Here is an 18,327-nt window from a genome sequence, read left to right on the forward strand (position 1 = left end):
CTTCTTATTCAGTCGAACCCTCATGCGCTCTGGACCTGTTCGACCGACGGCTCCCCATCGTCATCGTGGTGCTTGTGCTTGCCGCAGCCGCAGTCGTCTGAGTGATCGTCCTCCGGCTCCTCAGGCTTGTCGGTGCCGCACGGCTTATCAGAGCCGCAGAGCCGATCGTACACCGCGAGGATCTCGGCCACTGGCCCTCCGAGCAAGGTCTTGCACCAAGTCTCCTCCGACTCCTGGGCGCACGTGCGGACTGCCTGCTCGCCGACGAGAAGTGAGACCGTGTACACCCCGTTGGACCATGTCGTCAGCGATGTGCACAGGCAGTCGATGTACGCCGTTGTGTCGCCGAAGCCGTTCCAGATGCGCGCCAGCTTGCGCTTGGCGACAAGCGCGCTCGCGTACTGCTTCTTCAGGTCGACCTTGGCCGCGTCGTCGGCGAGGGCGGCGAGAATCGCGTCGAGATCCTTCTTGACATCCTCCACACGCGCCGCAAGTGCAGCCGGTTCCCCCGTAAGACTCGTGAAGCAGTCCTTGGCCTTCGCAATCTCGGCCTTGTAGCGCTCGATACGGTGAGCCAGTTTGCGATCGCCCTTCTCGCTGTCCGCCGGCGGATCGGGATCGAACGCGAACTCGACCGCGCAGCATCCGCCCGTACCCTCGCAGCAGTTGAGCTGCTCGCAGACTTCCTCGTACGCATCATCGAGGCAGCGGACGACCCGGTCCTGCTCAATGAGGCACTTGATCCGCTCGATGAGGTGCTTGACCTGATGCTTCATGTCCTGCACTTTGAGAGCCGCCTCGTGCCGCTTCTCCCGGTAGCTGATCCGCGCCTCGGCGTAGGTCTTCTTCGCCTCTTCGAGGGCCTGCTCGTGTTCCTTCGAGTACTCGAGTTGCGCGGTGAGGCCCTTGTCGCGACACTTGCGCCCATCGATACCCGACGACGGGTCGCACCCGCCCTCAGTCGTCGACGGACGACAGCGCTTCCTACCCGGATCGGTCTGGGCCGGATCTTCCATGTTCATGGGTGCTCCCTTCGGCTGACAGCACCCCGAGTCTCGGCAGGTTCCTGTCACCGAGCCGTTGCGCGAGACCGGCGCCGCGACGCAGCGGTGACGCGCGCACGCCGAGGATGACGGAATGGCGGGATTCCAGGCGCTCGAGGCTGCAGGGGTGAGCATCGTCGCCCTGCTCAATCGGCGCTTCGCCGAGCGCGATGGAGGGGCCGGCGTCGCCGCCATGCTCGCGAACACCCGCGAGCTGAAGACGATGGCGCTCAACAGCGGCCAGCTCATCCAGCAGCCCTCGATCTCGGTCTTCTGCTACCGGGTCAGCGTCGATCATGAGACGCGGCCCGGCTGGTCTGCGGTCGCAAACGGCGACGGCATTCCGCGTATCCCCCTTCGGCTCCATTTCCTCATCGGCGCCTTCGCCGCGACGGTCGAGGAGGAGCTGCTGTGGCTCGGGCTGACGGCTCAGATCCTGGAGGGAGAAGGTGTGCTCACCGGACCGCTCTTGCTCCCCGTCACGCTCCCGACGGGCGGCACGGTGAATCCCTGGCGCCCGGGCGACGTCATCCAGGTCGTGACCGACGATCTCGCCCTCGACTCGATGAGCGAGGCGTTCCAGTCGCTCAACACCGACTATCGACTCCAGTTGCCGTACCTCGCCCGGGTCATCTGCATCGACGGTGCGCAGCAGGACATTGCGGAGCGGATTGCAACGGTCGCTGCACGAGTGGATCGACTGACTGAGGTGCCGGTGTGAGCACAGACACGATCGAGACGAGCATCGGACGTGCTCCGGTGCTCCACCGCCTCGCCCTCGGCATCGTGGTGCGGGATGCCGTGACCGATGCCGCAGTCACCAGCTCCTTGCGGGTGGGATGGGAGGCCTCGGGCCACCTCCTTCCTCGCGACGCGACTGACGACTGGCCGTGCGTCGACTTCGAGACGGTCGGCGGGGGCCGATACCGATTGCGGGATACGCCCCGCCGGCCCGCCCTGCTCACCGTCCGAGTGAACGACCCGAGTCGGCGATACGTGTCGCGCCGACTTTCTGTTCAACTCTGGTCGCACGACGAGTTGACCGACCCGCTCCCCGCGAATCACATCGCCGTCCGGTCGCGCACCTTGCAGGTCTGGCTATGGCCAGGTGCCGCGCACCCGCTCCCACCTGGCACCACAGCCATTCGCGGAAGAGTCGTTCGCAATGGCCGCGCCGTCCCGTGGACACGCGTGAGCGGGATCGGACCGACCGGCACAGCGATCGGGCGAGGGCACGGGGACGATCGCGGCGAGTTCATCATTCGACTGAGCGACACCTCGCAGAACCCGGTCCAGAGCAGTGTGCCCGTGCGTGTCATCGTGCGCGGGCCGACCAGCACCCCGGAACTGCCACCGATCGAAGTGGTCACGCGGCCCGCGAATCCACCGGCCCCGGGCGACCTCGACAATGCCGTGCTCCGAGGAGTCGCACCGCCCGCGGGGCATGTGCTCAGCATCCCCCCACCACCGCAGTTCATCGTCCCCGTCGGCGGAGTGCACGTGCCCACCTCCGACATCCCGTTCCTTCCGTGAGGAGATCCGCATGCCCGAGTACCTGACCCCAGGCGTCTACGTCGAGGAGACGAGCTTCCGCTCGCGCTCGATCGAGGGCGTCGCCACGTCCACGTTCGGAATGGCGGGGCTGACCCGGTACGGCCCTGTGCCGTACATTGCGACGCTTCCCGGGAACCGCGTTCTGACGATGACACCGAGCGCGACCCTCGTGACGAGTTTCGCCGAGTTCGAGCGGGCGTTCGGAGGGCTCGATCCTGTCGGAACGCTCACGGACACGACGAACTATCTCGCGTTTGCCGCGCGCGCGTTCTTCGCGAACGGCGGGCGTCGACTCTACGTCGCCCGCGTGTTCCCCTTCACACCTGATCCGAACGACGCGACTGCGATCGGGCTCACCGAGAACCTCGCACAGTTGGCGGTGGGAACCCCCGTCGTCGGGACCTTCCGCGCGCGCTGGCCCGGTGTCGCCGCCCAAGGGATGTCGGTGTCGGTACGGCTGAAGCGAAGCAAGAACGTGTTCAGCGGAACGCTCAAGGGAGTCCGACCCGGCGCGTTGATCGAGTTGTTCTCCGACAACACCGTCCCGAAGGACGACGATCCGCCGAACACGGCCGCGCTTCGCATCGTGGACGCGCTCAACGCCACGACAGTCGGCCTGCGGAAGGCAGACGGCACTGTGGAGGCCGTGCCTCCAGGAACGCAGTCGGCGTTCCGCCTCACCGTGACCGTCGACGTGCGGTGGGGCGGGCGCTTCGACTCCTACCCGGGGCTCGAGGTGGATCCGTCGGGCACGAACCCCCGTTCGATCGTCAATGTGCTCCGCTCCGGTGAACCGGCGGATGAGATGGCGGTCGTGTGGTTCGACCCTGGGGCCGCCCCGGCGTCGCCCGCGGATGTGCTTGCGGGCCTTCTGACCCTCAGCTCGGGCATCGGCGGCTACCTGACGCTCGGCGGCGAGGGCACCGGGCTCACGGCATCCGTCATCAAGGGTCGCGAATCGGATCCTGACGATCCGTCGCGAGCCGCGGTGGGTCTCGGCGCCCTCGCGGAGGTCGAGGACATCGCGATCGTCGCGTCGCCCGACGCCGTCCGGCTAGCGAAGGCGGAGCAGGTGACGGCGACGAACGACCTCATCGAGCACTGCGCGCCAGGGGCTTACCGGATCGGCATCGTGGACCCGCCCAAGGACAGCTCGATCTCGAAGGTCAGGGAGTTCAGAGCGCAGTTCGACACCTCGTACGCGGCGCTCTACTACCCATGGATGGACATCGTCGATCCCACCGCGCGGCCCGATCCCGGAGCCCCCCCGCCGCTGATCCAACTTCCGCCGAGCGGCTTCACGGCAGGCATCTACGCACGCAGCGACATCGAGCGCGGCGTGCACAAAGCGCCGGCCAACGAAGTCGTGCGGGGCATCGTGGGGTTCAAGCAGAATGTCACGTTCGACCGGCAATCCGTGCTCAATCCGGAAGGCATCAACGCCCTGCGCTTCTTCGAGGGCCGAGCGAATCGCGTGTGGGGCGCCCGGACGATGAGCTCGGATCCGGAGTGGAAGTACGTCAATGTGCGCCGGCTGTTCCTGTTCCTCGAGCATTCGATAGAACGTTCTACTCAATGGGCGGTCTTCGAACCCAACAACCACCGCCTCTGGGCGTCGATCCGCCAGTCGGTCGAAGACTTCCTGGTCACGGTCTGGCGAACGGGCGCCCTCATGGGCACGAAGCCCGAGGAAGCGTTCTTCGTGCGGTGCGACCGCACGACGATGACCCAGAACGATCTCGACAACGGACGCATGATCTGCCTCATCGGCGTCGCCCCCACATATCCGGCGGAGTTCGTGATCTTCCGCATCGGGCAATGGACTGCGGACTCGCAGCAGAGCTGACGTGCACCGAAGTGAAAGGCAGGTGACTCATGGCAACTCGGGACAATCCGTACGGCGCCTTCAACTTCCTCGTGAAGCTGGGCGATCAGGGCGGTGAAGATCAGATCGTCGGTGGCTTCTCCGACGTGAGCGGGCTCGGGAACGAGATCAAATACTCGGAGTACCGCAATGGCAATGAGGGCGAGAACCATGTGCGCAAGGTTCCCAACATCAACAGCACGGATGATGTGACCCTCAAGCGGGGCGTCATCGGCGATCTCAGTCTCTTCCTGTGGTTGAAGTCGCAGCGAGAGGGCGACCTCGACCCGCGCACGGTGACGATCACCTTGATGGACGAGGGGCGCAACGATGTCTGCTCGTGGGTGCTCCACCGCGCTCAGCCGAAGAAGTGGGTCGGGCCCACGCTCGCAGGAAAGGGCGGTGGCGAGGTGGCGATGGAGGAGATCCACCTCGTCGCCGAGCGGATCGACTTCAACTCGTGATCGTCACGACGGCCTCCGGGGCGCCGGGGCACCCCGGCGTGTACCTTGCTCAGCCGCGGACGAGGACTGTCCTGCGGCCGGAGCGGCTCGACATCGCGGGGTTCGTCGGTGTGGCCTTGCGAGGACCCGTGGACGAGCCGGTTCGCATCGAGCGCTGGTCGGAGTTCGAACGTCTCTTCGGCGGTTTGGAACGGACGCCCGGAGGTCCGCTCCGGATGCTGCCCTACGCAGTGTCGACCTTCTTCCGGCAGGGCGGTCGGGCGGCCTACGTGCTGCGGGTCGCTCCGCACGGAGACGAAGGCCCGACGTCGCTCGACGCCACCGCGCGATTCCGGCTCACCCTGCCGAGCGGCCAGGAAGCGTCGTTGATCGCCGCGGACGAGGGCCTCTGGGGGAATCGACTCGTCGTGAGGCTCCACTACCGCGTCGACCAGCGGTTGGAGGCGGAGGTCCGCGACGACGGTGTCCTCGTGCTGCCCCCGGGAGCGAACGCGCCGGCGGGATCGCTGCTGCGGCTGAGGCACCCTGACGCCGTCGTCGATCCGGCGATGCGGTGGGTGGCATCGGTGGACGCCCGGCTCCCGCGTGGCTCGCCCCAGCCGGTGCGTCTCGATGAGGCGGCGGCGCTCGTCGCCGGCACCCGCGCCAAAGTCGACGTCGTGACGGGCGCCCTGCAGATCGATGACCTCTCGCGGCCGGACCTCGGCGGTGAGTACCTCGGGGGACTGGGGCTCCGCCCTGATCATCCGCGGTGGATACACACCGTTCTGATGGAAGGCCGCCCCGCCCGGACGGACGGGGATGCCGCGGCACGACGACATCTCCTTGCTCCCGTGGACGACTGGTCGGACCTCGACTTCGCACCGCCACCGGAGCTGTCGCCGATCGACGCCGAGCTCATCGGAAAGGGTGGCGACCGCTCGCCTCTGATCGACGGCAGCGCGTTCTTCGACCCCGGCTTCGTCGACTTCCACACGATCGACGAGGACTCCGGACCGGACGATCCCGACCCTCATGTGGGCGTGGATCGCATGGCGCGCGTCCGCGAGATCGGACTGCTCTGCGTCCCTGACCTCACGTGGGACGGCTATGCACCCGTTCCTGAACCGCCGACGCATCATCCGCTGAAGCCGCTCCCATGCCGATGCCGCTCGTGCGCGGCGGACGAGCCTCAGACCGACTTCCACACGGTGGTCTCGGTCGGCGGCGGGCTCGACGCGCGAAACGCCGACGACCTCGACAAGCTCGCGGCACGCCAGGAGCGGGTTGTCGAGCTCGCCCGCGCGTGCGGGCGCTTCGTCGCGCTGCTCGATGTCCCGGACCAGCTGTCGGTCGCTCAGATCGCCGAGTGGCGGTCGCGTTTCGACACGAGCTATGCCGCCGCATACCACCCATGGCTCGCGGTCGCGGATCCGGTGGACGGACGCGCCATCCCGTTGCCGCCGTCCGCGTACGCGGCAGGCATCATCGCGGAACGGGAGTCGAGGCTCGGCCTGTCGTGGGGGCCGGCCAACGAGCTCGCGGCAGGGGCGGTGCGTGCGGAGGCAGTCGTGACGGATGCCGCGCATGACAACCTCCATGCACTGGGGATCAACGTCTATCGTGCCGAACGCGACGGATTCCGGCTCTCGGCTGCGCGGACCCTCTCGACGGATCCCGACTACCGGCAGTTGTCGGTGCGGCGCCTGATGACGATGCTGCGTCTGACGCTGCAGCGGCAGTGCGCCGACCTGGCTTTCGAGCCGAACACGGCCGAGTTGCGAGAAAGGCTCCGGCAGATGGTGACGTCGCTTCTTCGCGACCTCGCACGGCAGGGGGCCTTCGCCGGGCGGACGGAGGACGACTCCTTCTTCGTGCGGTGCGGGGACGATCTGAATCCGCCCGAATCCCAGGCGCTCGGCCGGCTCATCGCCGAGATCGGCGTGGCCCCCGCCGTTCCCTTGGAGTACATCCTCGTGCGGATCGCCCGCGATCCCGACGGCTCGCTGACGGTGGTGCGCGATGGGCGATGAGTTCCTCCTCTCCGCATTCAAGTTCAATGTCTGGCTCACCAGGTCCACGACTCGACCGGGATCGGGCGACGATCCGGCTCCGGCCGTCCTCGGCACGGGGGGCGCGTTCGCCGAATGCAGCGGACTCGAGCTCGAAGCCGATGTCAAGGAGTACCTCGAAGGCGGCCGGAACGACGGGGTCATCCGTCGCGTGGGACGGGTGAAACTGGCGCCCATCGTGCTGAAACGGGGCATGTTCTCGGCCGATGCCCACTCGCGCGCCAACTCCGACCTTTGGATGTGGCTCACGCGGATGGTGAGCGGAGTGCTTCCCGTCACCCGCTATGACGGGCGTATCGAGATCGTGGCTCCCAACAAGCAGATGACACCGCTCGCGACGTGGACATTCGATCGCGGCTTGCCGCAGAAGGTCACCGGTCCGACCCTCAACGCGAAGACGGGTGAGATCGCGATCGAAGAGCTTCACATCGTCCATGAGGGTCTCCGGATGGTGGTGGAGAAGAAATGACCAAGCTCGAACCAGCCACCCTGACGCGGCTGAAGGATGGGCCCGCATCGGGCAAGAAGGGCCCGAAGACGTACGTCGTCGACGGCTCGCCTGAGAAGGCGAAGTTCGAGGTCCAGTTCAACCCCACGAGCCTCAAGATGTCTCGCTCGAACAACATCGACAAGGGCGGCTCGACGACCAATACCCAGAAGAGGCAGGCATTCTCCGCGCAGCCGGCCACCCTCTCGTTCGACCTCGAGTTCGATACGGCCGAGGAGGCCGGCCCCAGCGGGAATCCGAAGGACGTGCGGGACTACACGCGGATCGTCCGCCAGTTCATCGAGCCGACGCGGGAGGACCCCAAGAAGCCACCGCCGGCGGTCCGGTTCCAGTGGGGCGCGTTCATGTTCCAGGGGATAGTGACTCAGCTCACGGAGGACCTCGACTACTTCGCCCCGAGTGGGACGCCGCTGCGCGCCAAGGTGTCGGTGACGATAACCGAGCAGAACCCGGAATGGGACGCCAACGAGGTCGGCACCGGTGCACGTGATGCTGCATCAGCCGCTCGACCCGAGGGAGCCACGAATCCGAACGCGCCCGGGGGTGCGGGGACCCCGAGTCCGCCGCCGGGAAACGGTCCCGGCTCACCCCCGTCGCCGAATCCCATCTCGACCGCGCTCGCGCGCGCGGGTGAGAGCGTTCAGCAGCTGCTGACGCGACTCGACGCCGATCCCGCCACGTGGCGATCCGCGATGGCCGGCCTCGACAGCCCGCTGGCCCTCGATGCCGGCACGCAAGTCCAGCTCGGCGCCTCCGCGTCCGCGTCTGCCGGCATCGGAGCCGGCGCCGGCGCCGGCTTCACCGCATCGGCGGGAATCAGCGCGGGCGGGGGCTTCACGGCATCCGCCGGTGTCGACGCCGCAGTGACGCGGGCGGCACTCGGCCTCGAGGGCGCAGGCGCGCTCGGGCGCGGCGCGGCTGCCGAGGCGACCGCCGGGTTCGTGCTCGCGGAGGCGGGAGGCATCGCCCGAGCAAGCGCGCGCGTCGACGCAGACACCGCGCTTGCGGCGCAGGCGAGCGCCCGCGCATCTTTCGCTGTGCCCGAGGGGTCCGTCGTCGCAGGGGGGCAGGCCAGAGCGAGCGCCGCGATCCAGCCCGACAGTCGCAGCCTGACGTACGGCCGCGGCATCCCCCTTCGCGCCCGCGTATCCGGTGACGCTGCGGCGACGCTCCGGAGGTGAGACTGCCGTCACGACTCCTGGAGAGGTCACCGCGATGGCCGTGCACGTCGGCGAGATCCACACCGAACTCTCGGGGACCCGCGGACCCACGACCGATGCATCGGATGCCGCCGGCAGTGGCGCCCCGCAATACCCCGGGGTCCGCGAGGACGAGTGGCGAGGCATGCAGGCCCACATCCTGAGGCTCCGCAGCCGGGTGTGCGCGGAGGACTTCGATGACTGAGTCGCTCCTCGCCCTCGCCTCGCCGGTCTTCACCATCGCGCGCGAAGCGGTCGGCGCTCTCGCTCGCGACTGCGTGCGGCTCGTGATCGACGAGGGCGTCGAGGGACTGCGGACGATGGAGGCGCAGTTCGTCGCGAGTGGGATCGGTGCTCCCGGCCCGCCCGGACTGATGCTCCACGTGGACGGCAGCGAGTTCGACTTCGGGACTGACATCGAGGTCGCGGTCGGTGGCGAAGGGAACCAGTTCGTCGTGTTCGAGGGCGCCGTCTCGGGCCTCGAAGTCGTGCTGGGCGACAGCGAGCCACCCCGGGTCGTCATGCTCGCAGAGGATCGGCTCATGCGGCTGCGGATGACCCGGCGCATGCGCACATACACGGATGTGACGGATGCGGACGTCGTCCGCCGAATCGCGCAGGAGCACGGGCTCGACGCCGACGTGTCCGCTGAAGGCCCCCAGTACGACGTCCTGCAGCAGGTGAACCAGAGCGACCTCGCCTTCCTCCGCGAGCGTGCGCGTCTGCTGCAGACGGACGTGTGGTGCTCCGGCCGCACGCTCCACTTCAGCGATCGGCCCGCGCGCCGCGGCGAGAAGATCACTCTCACACACGGCTCGGACCTCCTCACGTGCCGGATCTCGGCCGACCTCGCGCACCAGCGCACGGACGTCACGGTCGGCGGGTACGACGCGCGAGCCAAAGCCGTCATCGACGAGCGTGCAGGTGCCGACACGATCGAGGCCGAAGCATCCCCGGGTCGCACCGGACCGAAAGTGCTCGAGAAGGCACTCGGGGCGAGCGCCGGCATCCGCGTCCGCGAGGTTCCGCAGACCACCGCAGAGGCTTCGGCGTGGGCACGCGCCGAGATGCTGCGACGCGCGCGACGCTTCGTGACAGCGCGCGGACTCACGAGAGGAATGCCCCAGCTCACCGTCGGCAGCCAGCTGCGACTCGAGCTCGTCGGCAAGCCCTTCGACGGCGACGGCTACTACGTCACGCAGGTGACCCATACCTACGACAATGTGCGCGGACTTCGGACCTCGTTCGAGGCCGAGCGCGCGACGCTGAACGAGGCCGCGTGATGGGTCTTCCAGAACCGGCCGATGGACAGGGACCTCGATTCTTCGGGGTCTATCCGGCGCTGGTGACGAAGATCACCGATGACCCTGCGCACCTTGGCCGTGTGCAAGTGAAGTACCCGTCGCTCGGCACCGAGGGCGACCGGGATGTGCGGGGATGGGCGACGTTGTGCTCGCCCTACGCCGATAAGGACCAGGGCCTGCAGATCATGCCCGAGGTCGACAGTGAAGTCGTCGTGGCGTTCGAGGCGGGCGACTTCCGCCGCGGGTACATCGTCGGTGCCGCGTGGAACGGAAAGGCGGGTCAGCCCGAGTCCCCCGCCTCGCCGAACAACATCCGAGTGCTGCGCACGCGGGAAGACAGCCGCCTCGAGTTCGACGACACGGCCGGGTCTCCGAAGATCAGCATCACGACCAAGAGCGGTCACAAAGTCGTGCTCAACGAGGCGCCACAAGAGATCACGATCACGCACATAAACGGGTGCAAGATCACGCTCAACGCCTCGGGCGGCATCGACATCACAGCCAACACCGTCGTCAAGGTCTCGGCGCCGTCGCTGAAGGTGGATGCACCGACATCGACGTTCACCGGCATCATCAAGTGCCTTGCACTGGAGACGGATGTATCGGTCAAGTCGCCGGTCTACAGCTCAGGAGTGGGGAATCTCTGGTGAGCGACGTCGGGTACGTCATGCGCTCTCCCTGGTACTGCCGGGCCCGGGAGAAGATCGACCTTCGGTCACCGCTTGCGCAACGGCCGCGGATCCAGATGTACGACAGTTCGGACTTCGTCGACCGGCTGCTCGTGGATCCGGCCGACAGCTCCGGGTTCGGCGACGACGACGTCTGGACCTACCCGGTGCCGGTGACCCCCGGTCCGACGGACGACACGCGACTCCGTCTTGCAACATCCCGACTCGTGAGGACGAACCTTCGCAAGCTCTATCAGCCCCTTCACGAGCGGTTCTATGTCGTCGTCGTCGAGGTCTTCTGCGACGTTCCCGGCCTGCCGCGCGCCGGCCACCACGATGAGATAACGGTGGGCTTCCGCACGCGGCGACTGCACACGTCGCTGACTCGGAAGGGACGACCTGCACGACGGGTGGCCGCGAATCTCGTCGCCGAGCTCGCCAAGCAACAGGGCCTCGGCGCGTGCGTCCCCACGAGCAACGACGTCCGCGACGTGTGGTGGGCGGATGCCGCATGGCGCCGCCGGTTCGAGGAGGATCACGCCGCGGATCTCGCCGAGATCGACTGCCATACCGACGTCCAGCAATGGCTGGTGTCGCCCAAGGGCGGCGGCCGCTGGCGCACCGTGTGCGACCAGACCGACGCCGTGCTCGAGGGCGAGCATGAGGAGATCATCCGGATGACGCGGCTGCCTGTTCGCGAGAGGGATGCGGAGTGCGCGGAGGATGCCGGACCGACTGGGCCCGGATCGCGCTCGCTGTGGTTCGGGGTCATCCCGACGTACTCGGGCGAGCACTGGCTCGCACCGCAGCCCGGAGGACGACCGCCGGTGATCGAGCGCAAGCTCGACGACCACGCCATCTACGAGATCGAGTGCGTCGTCGAGGAGACCCGTGAGGGCTGCCCTCCCCTCACGTGGGTCAGCGCGCCGACGGAGCCGTTCCGACTCGCCGATCCGATGGATCCGGCGGGCACGAAGAACCGCACCGTCACGATCACCCTCCCCGACTTCCGGCGCCTCGCCGCACGAGCGGCTGAGAAGCAGGGACCGGGCGGCATCCGGATCGTGACGCCACCGGACTCGCAGATGAAGTTCAACCCGTTTGGCGGCGGGATGCCGAAGTCGGGCGAGGGACGCATCGGAGCGGGAGCGGCGATCTGCACCTTCGCCGTCGAGCTGTTCTTCATCGTCGCGTTCTTCCTGTTCCTGATGTTCCTCCCGATCGTCGTCCTGCTCTTCCAGCTCTGGTGGCTGCTCGCCCTGCGCTTCTGCATCCCACCTCGGGTGGGTTTCTCCGCGGTCGCCGACTTCCTCGCGACGGGCAAGGTGATCGGAGGCGCGGGATGGAACGCGACGCTCGCCGCCGAGCTCGACATCGCACTCGGCACGGACCTTCGCGACGTGCCCGTGACCGGCGGCTGGGCGGACGAACTCGCCGCGGCGAAGGACCCGAGCGGCGCCTTCGTCTTCAAGAACGACTCGAAGATGACTCACGCCCTGATCGTCAGCACGGATCCGCGGGATGCCTCGCAACCGACACCGCTCCCCCACGAGGTGAGTCCGTCAGACCCGCTGTGCCCCGTGCCGGCACCGGTGCACTGACTGACGCATTGCGCCGTCCCGATGCCAACCCTGCGCTTCACCCCCTGATCCGCCGCACCTTGAGCAACGCAGGACGAGTCGTTTGGTCAGTCAGCCGACCAGGAGATCGGCGTGCTTCGCCGAGCACGACGCTCATCGGGACGCCTGCTCGGCCAGTCACGGACCCTTGTAGGAGACCTTCACCTTCGTGAGCCCGATGACGCTGTGGTAGTTCAGCTGTTTTATCGCGTCCTCATTGCCCCAGTCGACGTGGACGCAGCCGTGCGACGTGAGGTCGAGCGGGCCGGCGTGCAACGCTTCGCCCTTGTTGTAGAAGACCGCGAAACTCATGTTCGAGGCACGGAAGCCAGTCGAGTCCTTCTTCGTGTACCGCTTGTTCGGTCCTTCACGGTCAGACCACTTGAAGTCGACGCCGGGGGTGCCAGACGCGCTGCCACTGTTGTAGCCGAACCCCTCGATGCGAGAGACAGTGAAGGAACCGGCATCCGTTCGCATACCGGCAGACCCCGCGGAAATCGACAGCACGAAGCCCGGGAGCTTGACGGCGTTGCCGTAGTAGCTCACCGTGGCCGTCCCTGTGGAGAAGACAGCGCCGTCGACGTCGGTGTTGGTGCCCGTGAACTCCACCTCGACGAGCTGGATCCAGGGCTTCGTCTCTTTGTCGGTCTTGACGTCGAACCCGCGCTCCACGAGCGCCAGGGTGTCGCGCTCGCCGAATGCGAACGATCCCTTGGGACGATAGCGCTGAACGATTGATTGGCCGGCCGCGCCGGATGAGACGACGTGGGCGAGTTCGTGAGCGAGGAGGTGTCGACCGTACCGCGTGTGCGACTCTGGCATGGATCCGCCCAACACAACGTGGCTTCCGACGGCATAGGCCGCGGCATCGACGTCCCGCGCCGACCGGGCGGCGCGGGCGCCCTCGTGGATGCGCACGGTGCTCAGGTCCGCGCCGAAGCGGGACTCCCATTCGACGCGATCGGCCGAAGCAAGCGGTCGCCCCGGCTCGCGCACCGTATCTCGGACGGATGACGGGGCCGGCTCGGCCGTCGGCGACGGAAGACCACTGAGGGACCGAGCCAGTCGGCCTCCGCCATCGAGGTGCTCAGTCGCCTCGTGCGCCGCCCGTTCTGCCGAGCCCTCGCGGTCGTCGAGCAGGAGGGAGGAACGCGGCGCGGGCCGATGCTGCACCCGCGCTGAGGTGCGAGGCATGCCCACAGGGTAGCCCTCGCCTGCTTGACGGGCAATGGCTCGCCTCTTGCCGCCGCCCGCACCACAAACCGGCTCCGCGCAACGCCCCCGTGACGCCCCACGCGCGACGATCGAGCCATGGTGGACGTGGTCGATCGTTGGACAGGCACCGGCATCCGGCTTCCGTTCCTTCCCGAACCGAGCGAGCCGAACGCGCAGAAGAGCGCGAAGCTCGCGTGGCTCGACGGAATGGAGCTGATCCGGCAGTCCGTCACGACGATCCTCGACACTGAGCCGGGCGAGCGCATCATGCTGCCGGGCTTCGGGTGCGGGCTGCGGCGCTATCTCATGGCACCGAACAACCTCACCACCCGCACGGCGATGGAGTCCGACATCCGCTCGGCACTCGAGACGTGGGAGCCGCGCGTCCAGCTGACCGAAGTGGCGGTGACCGAAGGCGACGACCCCTACCTCGTGTGGGTCGACATCGCGTACGTGCGCCGGGCCGACCTCCGACCGGACAACCTCGTGTATCCCTTCTATTTGAGGTAAGCCGCCGATGGCACTGATCGCACCGATCCTCGACAACCGGACGCAGGAGCAGCTTCGCGACGAGCTCGTGCGCCGCATCCCGGCGTACTCCCCGGAGTGGACCAACCACAACGAGAGCGACCCCGGCATCGCCCTGCTCGAGCTGTTCGCACACCTCGGTGAGTCGCTGCTGTACCGCTTCAACCAGATCCCCGAGACGACACGCATCGAGTTCCTCCGCCTGCTCGGCGTACAGCCTCGACCCGCACGGCCCGCCCACGTCATCCTGTCGGCCATCACCGAGGTGCCCGCAGGGATACAGGTGCTGAAAGACTCCGAAGCGTCCGCGGGGAAAGTGTCGTTCCAGACCGAAGACGAAGTCTACGTCTGGCCGCTCGAAGCGGTCGCTGCCGGCAAGACGGAGACCGCTGACGGCGCCGCCGACAGCCGCGCCGATGCACTCAGCCGCGCGGGCATCATTGACCCGACGAAGGCGGCCTTCTACCGCACCGTGCTCACGTCGCTTGATCCGAGCGTGCCCGAGGCGGCGACGATCGACGTGAGCAAACAGGTGGACGGCGCCCTGTGGGTCGCTCTCCTGGCCCAAGAGACGACGGAGCTCGCCGCGCTCGCGGGCAGGACGATCTTTCTCGGCGTCGCCTTCGACGAGAGGTTCGACCCTCCCCCCGTGCTCGGCAAGCTCACTCCGGACAAGACCGAGGCTCTGCGTGCGGGCGCCCTGACCGAGGATCCGCCCGCGACCCTATGGCAGCTGTGGACGGAGCAGAAGGATGCTGATGGCAACGCGATCCTCGTGCCGCTCTCCGTGCTCGGCGACACGACTCGCGGCATGGTGACGACGGGAGTCGTGAAGCTCGAACTGCCTACGTTGCCACGCCTGCGGGGCCTCGGGGATGGCGGCGCCGACAGTCCGCCGCCGATCGACGACGAGGGGATCCGCGAGAAGGTCATCGCCTGGTTGCGGGTCACGCGCCCTGCGGGCAACGACATCGGCGACGCGATCCAGCGAGTGCGGTGGGTCGGTGCCAACTGCGTTGCCGCAGAGCAGACCCAGACGCCGGCCCCTGAACTGCTCGGGACCGGAACAGGGGATGCGGACCAGCGATTCCCGCTGACTCACTCTCCCGTGCTCGAGAAGACGGTGCACCTCCAGGTGGAAGAGCCGGAGGGGTGGACCGATTGGGTCGAGGTCGAGAACTTCGCGCGGAGCAAGCTCGAGGACCGCCACTTCACGGTCGACCATGAGAACGGCGCCGTCGTCTTCGGCCGCGCGCGATTCCCCCAACTCGGCGAGCGCGTCCGGGTGCCGTCGTATCGGTACTCGAAGGGAAAGGACGGGAATCTTCCGGCGCGCGCCATCACGTCCCTCCCGAAGCATCCGGCTGTGACGGTGACGAACCCCTTTCCGTCGGAAGGCGGTTCCGACTCGGTGCCGCTGCGTGACGCGCTCGCAGCAATCCCCGCTGAGGTTCATCGGCGAGATCGCGCCGTCTCGACCGAGGACTATCGAGACCTGGCCGAGGAGATCGCGGGTGTTGCGCGCGCGGAGGTCTTGGCGACGTTCCATCCCGACACGCCTGCTGTCGAGGCCGCGGGCGTCACGACGGTCGTCATCCTGCCGAGAGTCGACGTTCGCAACCCGGACGCGCCGATGCCCGACATCGGGTTGCTGCGCCGGGTCGCGATGTACCTCGAGCCGCGCAGACTTGTCACGGCAGAGCTATACGTCATCCCGCCCGAGTACGTTCAGATCGCCGTTTCGGTCGGCGTCCGGGTGCGCACCGGCTACCAGGTCGACGCGGTGCGACGCTGGGTCGAAACGATCGTGCGACAGTACCTGTCCGCCGTTCCGCCGAGTGGACCCGACGGGAGAGGCTGGCCACTGGGACGAACCGTGCGCGCCGCCGAACTCGAGGCAGTAGCCGTGCAGGTCGAGGGTGTCGAGTATGCCATGGGCACACGACTCGCACTCGTTATTCCTGCGACCAAGACATCGCCCCGGTTCGTGATCGAACAGGAGACCGTCGCGCTGCAGCCCTGGCAGCTGCCCGAAGTCGTCGCCATCGACGTCAGTCGCGGCGACCCGGTCGAGCCGGGGACTACGCCGGATCCCGCCGATTCGCCCCAGACGCCCGTACCTCTCCCGCCGGAGGTGTGCTGATGTACGGAGACCGCGGGATCGCGTTGATCGCCCACGAGGACCAGTGGGCGCGGTGTGCTCACCAGCACACCGTGCTGCTGCCAGGCGGCGGAATCGGCCTCGACTGGACCCCCGTGCCGTCACCGAGGCAGTCCCGATGGGATGCCGAGAGCGAACAATGCGGCCCGTCCGAGAAAAAGGCGGATCCACCGTGCGCCTCCGGCATCGCGCACGACCGGTGGTGTCGGACATGGCACACGCGCCCGCTGGACGGCATGGTCGAGGCCACCACGCGGAAGGATGCACCGATCGCGAACTGCCCGGGTGCCCTGCGGCACCCCTCGGGAGTGGCGATCGACACCCTCGACCGCCTGTACGTCGCCGAGTCCGCAGGACACGCTGTGATGATCGCCGATCTCTGGTCCGGACGCGTGATTCGCCGAGTGCCGATGCGAGGTCGTCCCGTCGATCTCGTCGAGCACGGCGTCGACGGCAAGCCTGGTGTGCTGGTCCTCACTCGATCGCCGAACCGCATCGTGGCGGTCGACGGTCGCGCGGAACGGTGCGCCACGATACGCCCGCTCCGGCGGCCGTGCGCACACCCGTCCATGAAGCCGACGCGCATCACGCTCCTCTCGGGCCGAGTCGTCGTGCTCTGGCGAGGCGACGGCACCGCCATCGTTGCAGATGACGCAGGAAAGGAGCTCCTCGAGGACCCCGCTGCCAGCGACATCGAAGGGACGCCGGAGGGGCTGCTCGTCGTCGCACTCGCACCAGGAGATCCCTTCCGGCGGTTCTCCGAGCGGGAGGACTCGCTCATCGAGGATGAGCCGCTCGCGGCTGCGGATTACGACGGCGGAGCCGTCACCGTCGATCCGAACGGTCGCGTGGTCTACACGACTTCTGCCGCCCCGCGCACGACGCAGGGCCCGAAGACGCGCCACGCGCGCGAGGGCGTCGTCACGACGTATCGGCTCGACAGCGGCGTCTACCGCACCCGCTGGGGCCGCGTGTTCGTCGATGCGTGTCTGCCGACCGGAACAGGGCTCACGATCCGCGTGCTGACGACCGATGAGGACGAAGTAGTCGACCCGCTGCCGCCGTCGACGCCGGCCCGCGGCATCCCGCGTGTGCGAAGCCCCGAAGAGACCCCGCCTCTTCCTTCCTCGAGCGCGATGAAGGACACGAACCCGCTCCCGGTTGTGCCGCGCGGAGCCGTCGGAGCCCTCGCCGCCGTGGACCCCATCGTGACGGGCACGGAATGGGCAACCTATGAGACGGGGGTGGCCGCACCACCCGGCCGCTATCTGTGGCTTCAGCTCGTACTCACCGGAACGGAGCGCACGTCCCCGCGTGTCCGTGCTGTGCGCGTCGAGCGACCGGGGCACGCTCTGCTCTCGACCCTGCCGCGCCTCTTCTCGAGCGTCGACGAGCAGGCAGACTTCCTGCACCGATATCTCATGGCCGCGGAGGGGATGCTGCATGATCTCGACACCGCGGCCGCCGAACGTCGCATACTGGTCGACCCCTTCACGACACCCGATGAGTTCCTGCCTTGGCTCGCGTCGTTCGCCGGCATAGTCCTCGATGACCGTTGGTCCGAGGACGCTCGTCGCGAACTCCTGGCGGAGGTCTACCAGCTCTTCGCTCGGAGAGGCACGATCGGGATGCTCGAGCGGATGCTTCGGCTCTATCTCGGGCGAGATGCGCGGATCGTCGAGCGCTGGCGCCTCCGCGGGCTCGGCGGGGGCATCCTGGGGTTCGATCCGACGGACCGGCTCTACTCTCCGACGGTTGCAGGCACTACGGTCAAGGCCGGCATGCTGGGCCATTTCACGATCGGCGGCGAGCATCCCGACACGAGCTCCTACAAGCGCCTCGCGCATCGATTCACCGTCCTCGTTCCGGGCTGTCTCAGCACGGAACAGCGCGACGTCGTGGACGATCTGATCCGCGTTCACAAGCCCTCGCACACTCTCGGCGACGTGTGCGAACTGGGAGACGGAATGCCGGTCGGCCGCTTGCGTCTCGGGCTCACAGCCTTCGTCGCGCCACCGCCGGGGCGATCGGTCAGCGTCATGGGACGTGCCCGTCTCGGTCAGGGCAGCACTGTAGGCGCGCCGACTCTGGGCTCCCGGGTCAGCGGGACGAGGCTCGGAGGGGTGCGTGTCGGATGAGCGAGCTGAGC

The 18,327-nt window shown here is 67.7% G+C and carries 16 protein-coding genes; 14 read left to right on the forward strand and 2 right to left on the reverse strand.

Features of this window, described 5'->3' with window-relative positions; translation table 11 throughout:
- Positions 1–20: 20 nt before the first annotated feature.
- Positions 21–1,022, reverse strand: coding sequence for a hypothetical protein (locus ABD188_RS18090; RefSeq protein ID WP_344065587.1), 1,002 nt, complete (start codon positions 1,020–1,022; stop codon positions 21–23).
- Positions 1,023–1,137: 115 nt separating this feature from the next.
- Between ABD188_RS18090 and ABD188_RS18095 the strand changes: the two genes are divergently transcribed.
- From ABD188_RS18095 to ABD188_RS18145, 11 genes are all read left to right on the forward strand, one after another.
- Positions 1,138–1,764, forward strand: coding sequence for a Pvc16 family protein (locus ABD188_RS18095; RefSeq protein ID WP_344065590.1), 627 nt, complete (start codon positions 1,138–1,140; stop codon positions 1,762–1,764).
- A complete protein-coding gene (locus ABD188_RS18100; RefSeq protein ID WP_344065593.1) occupies positions 1,761–2,576 on the forward strand; it encodes a hypothetical protein in 816 nt (271 codons plus the stop codon). Before ABD188_RS18095 ends, ABD188_RS18100 begins: the two co-directional genes overlap by 4 nt.
- Before the next feature lie 10 nt (positions 2,577–2,586).
- Complete coding sequence (locus tag ABD188_RS18105; RefSeq protein WP_344065596.1) at positions 2,587–4,443, forward strand: phage tail sheath family protein; 1,857 nt, start codon at positions 2,587–2,589, stop codon at positions 4,441–4,443.
- Between the two features lie 29 nt (positions 4,444–4,472).
- A complete protein-coding gene (locus ABD188_RS18110) occupies positions 4,473–4,925 on the forward strand; it encodes a phage tail protein (RefSeq protein WP_344065599.1) in 453 nt (150 codons plus the stop codon).
- On the forward strand, positions 4,922–6,937 hold the full coding sequence (locus ABD188_RS18115) for a phage tail sheath family protein (protein WP_344065602.1): 2,016 nt from the start codon (positions 4,922–4,924) through the stop codon (positions 6,935–6,937). Before ABD188_RS18110 ends, ABD188_RS18115 begins: the two co-directional genes overlap by 4 nt.
- Complete coding sequence (locus ABD188_RS18120; RefSeq protein ID WP_344065605.1) at positions 6,927–7,445, forward strand: phage tail protein; 519 nt, start codon at positions 6,927–6,929, stop codon at positions 7,443–7,445. The genes ABD188_RS18115 and ABD188_RS18120 overlap by 11 nt, the downstream gene beginning before the upstream one ends.
- Positions 7,442–8,665 (forward strand): CIS tube protein, encoded by a 1,224-nt coding sequence (locus ABD188_RS18125; protein ID WP_344065608.1) that lies wholly within the window; start codon positions 7,442–7,444, stop codon positions 8,663–8,665. Before ABD188_RS18120 ends, ABD188_RS18125 begins: the two co-directional genes overlap by 4 nt.
- Before the next feature lie 34 nt (positions 8,666–8,699).
- Positions 8,700–8,888, forward strand: a complete 189-nt coding sequence (locus tag ABD188_RS18130) for a hypothetical protein (RefSeq protein WP_344065612.1) — start codon at positions 8,700–8,702, stop codon at positions 8,886–8,888.
- Entirely contained in the window at positions 8,881–9,966 is a 1,086-nt protein-coding gene (locus ABD188_RS18135) for a phage late control D family protein (RefSeq protein WP_344065615.1), read from the forward strand. The genes ABD188_RS18130 and ABD188_RS18135 overlap by 8 nt, the downstream gene beginning before the upstream one ends.
- Positions 9,966–10,637, forward strand: coding sequence for a phage baseplate assembly protein V (locus ABD188_RS18140; RefSeq protein ID WP_344067238.1), 672 nt, complete (start codon positions 9,966–9,968; stop codon positions 10,635–10,637). Before ABD188_RS18135 ends, ABD188_RS18140 begins: the two co-directional genes overlap by 1 nt.
- 95 nt (positions 10,638–10,732) lie before the next feature.
- Positions 10,733–12,256, forward strand: a complete 1,524-nt coding sequence (locus ABD188_RS18145) for a hypothetical protein (protein WP_344065618.1) — start codon at positions 10,733–10,735, stop codon at positions 12,254–12,256.
- Between the two features lie 156 nt (positions 12,257–12,412).
- Here the strand turns inward: ABD188_RS18145 and ABD188_RS18150 are convergent, their stop codons facing one another.
- On the reverse strand, positions 12,413–13,468 hold the full coding sequence (locus ABD188_RS18150; RefSeq protein WP_344065620.1) for an eCIS core domain-containing protein: 1,056 nt from the start codon (positions 13,466–13,468) through the stop codon (positions 12,413–12,415).
- A 117-nt stretch (positions 13,469–13,585) separates the two neighbouring features.
- Here ABD188_RS18150 and ABD188_RS18155 point away from each other — a divergent pair, with 117 nt between their 5' ends.
- Genes ABD188_RS18155 through ABD188_RS18165 form a run of 3 tightly spaced genes read left to right on the forward strand, consistent with a single transcriptional unit; the run spans position 13,586 to position 18,316 of the window.
- Positions 13,586–13,999, forward strand: coding sequence for a GPW/gp25 family protein (locus ABD188_RS18155; protein ID WP_344065623.1), 414 nt, complete (start codon positions 13,586–13,588; stop codon positions 13,997–13,999).
- A gap of 7 nt (positions 14,000–14,006) precedes the next feature.
- Positions 14,007–16,160 (forward strand): putative baseplate assembly protein, encoded by a 2,154-nt coding sequence (locus ABD188_RS18160; RefSeq protein WP_344065626.1) that lies wholly within the window; start codon positions 14,007–14,009, stop codon positions 16,158–16,160.
- Complete coding sequence (locus ABD188_RS18165; RefSeq protein WP_344065629.1) at positions 16,160–18,316, forward strand: phage tail protein I; 2,157 nt, start codon at positions 16,160–16,162, stop codon at positions 18,314–18,316. Before ABD188_RS18160 ends, ABD188_RS18165 begins: the two co-directional genes overlap by 1 nt.
- Positions 18,317–18,327: the final 11 nt, after the last annotated feature.

The organism is Microbacterium pumilum, from assembly GCF_039530225.1.
Lineage (GTDB): Bacteria > Actinomycetota > Actinomycetes > Actinomycetales > Microbacteriaceae > Microbacterium > Microbacterium pumilum.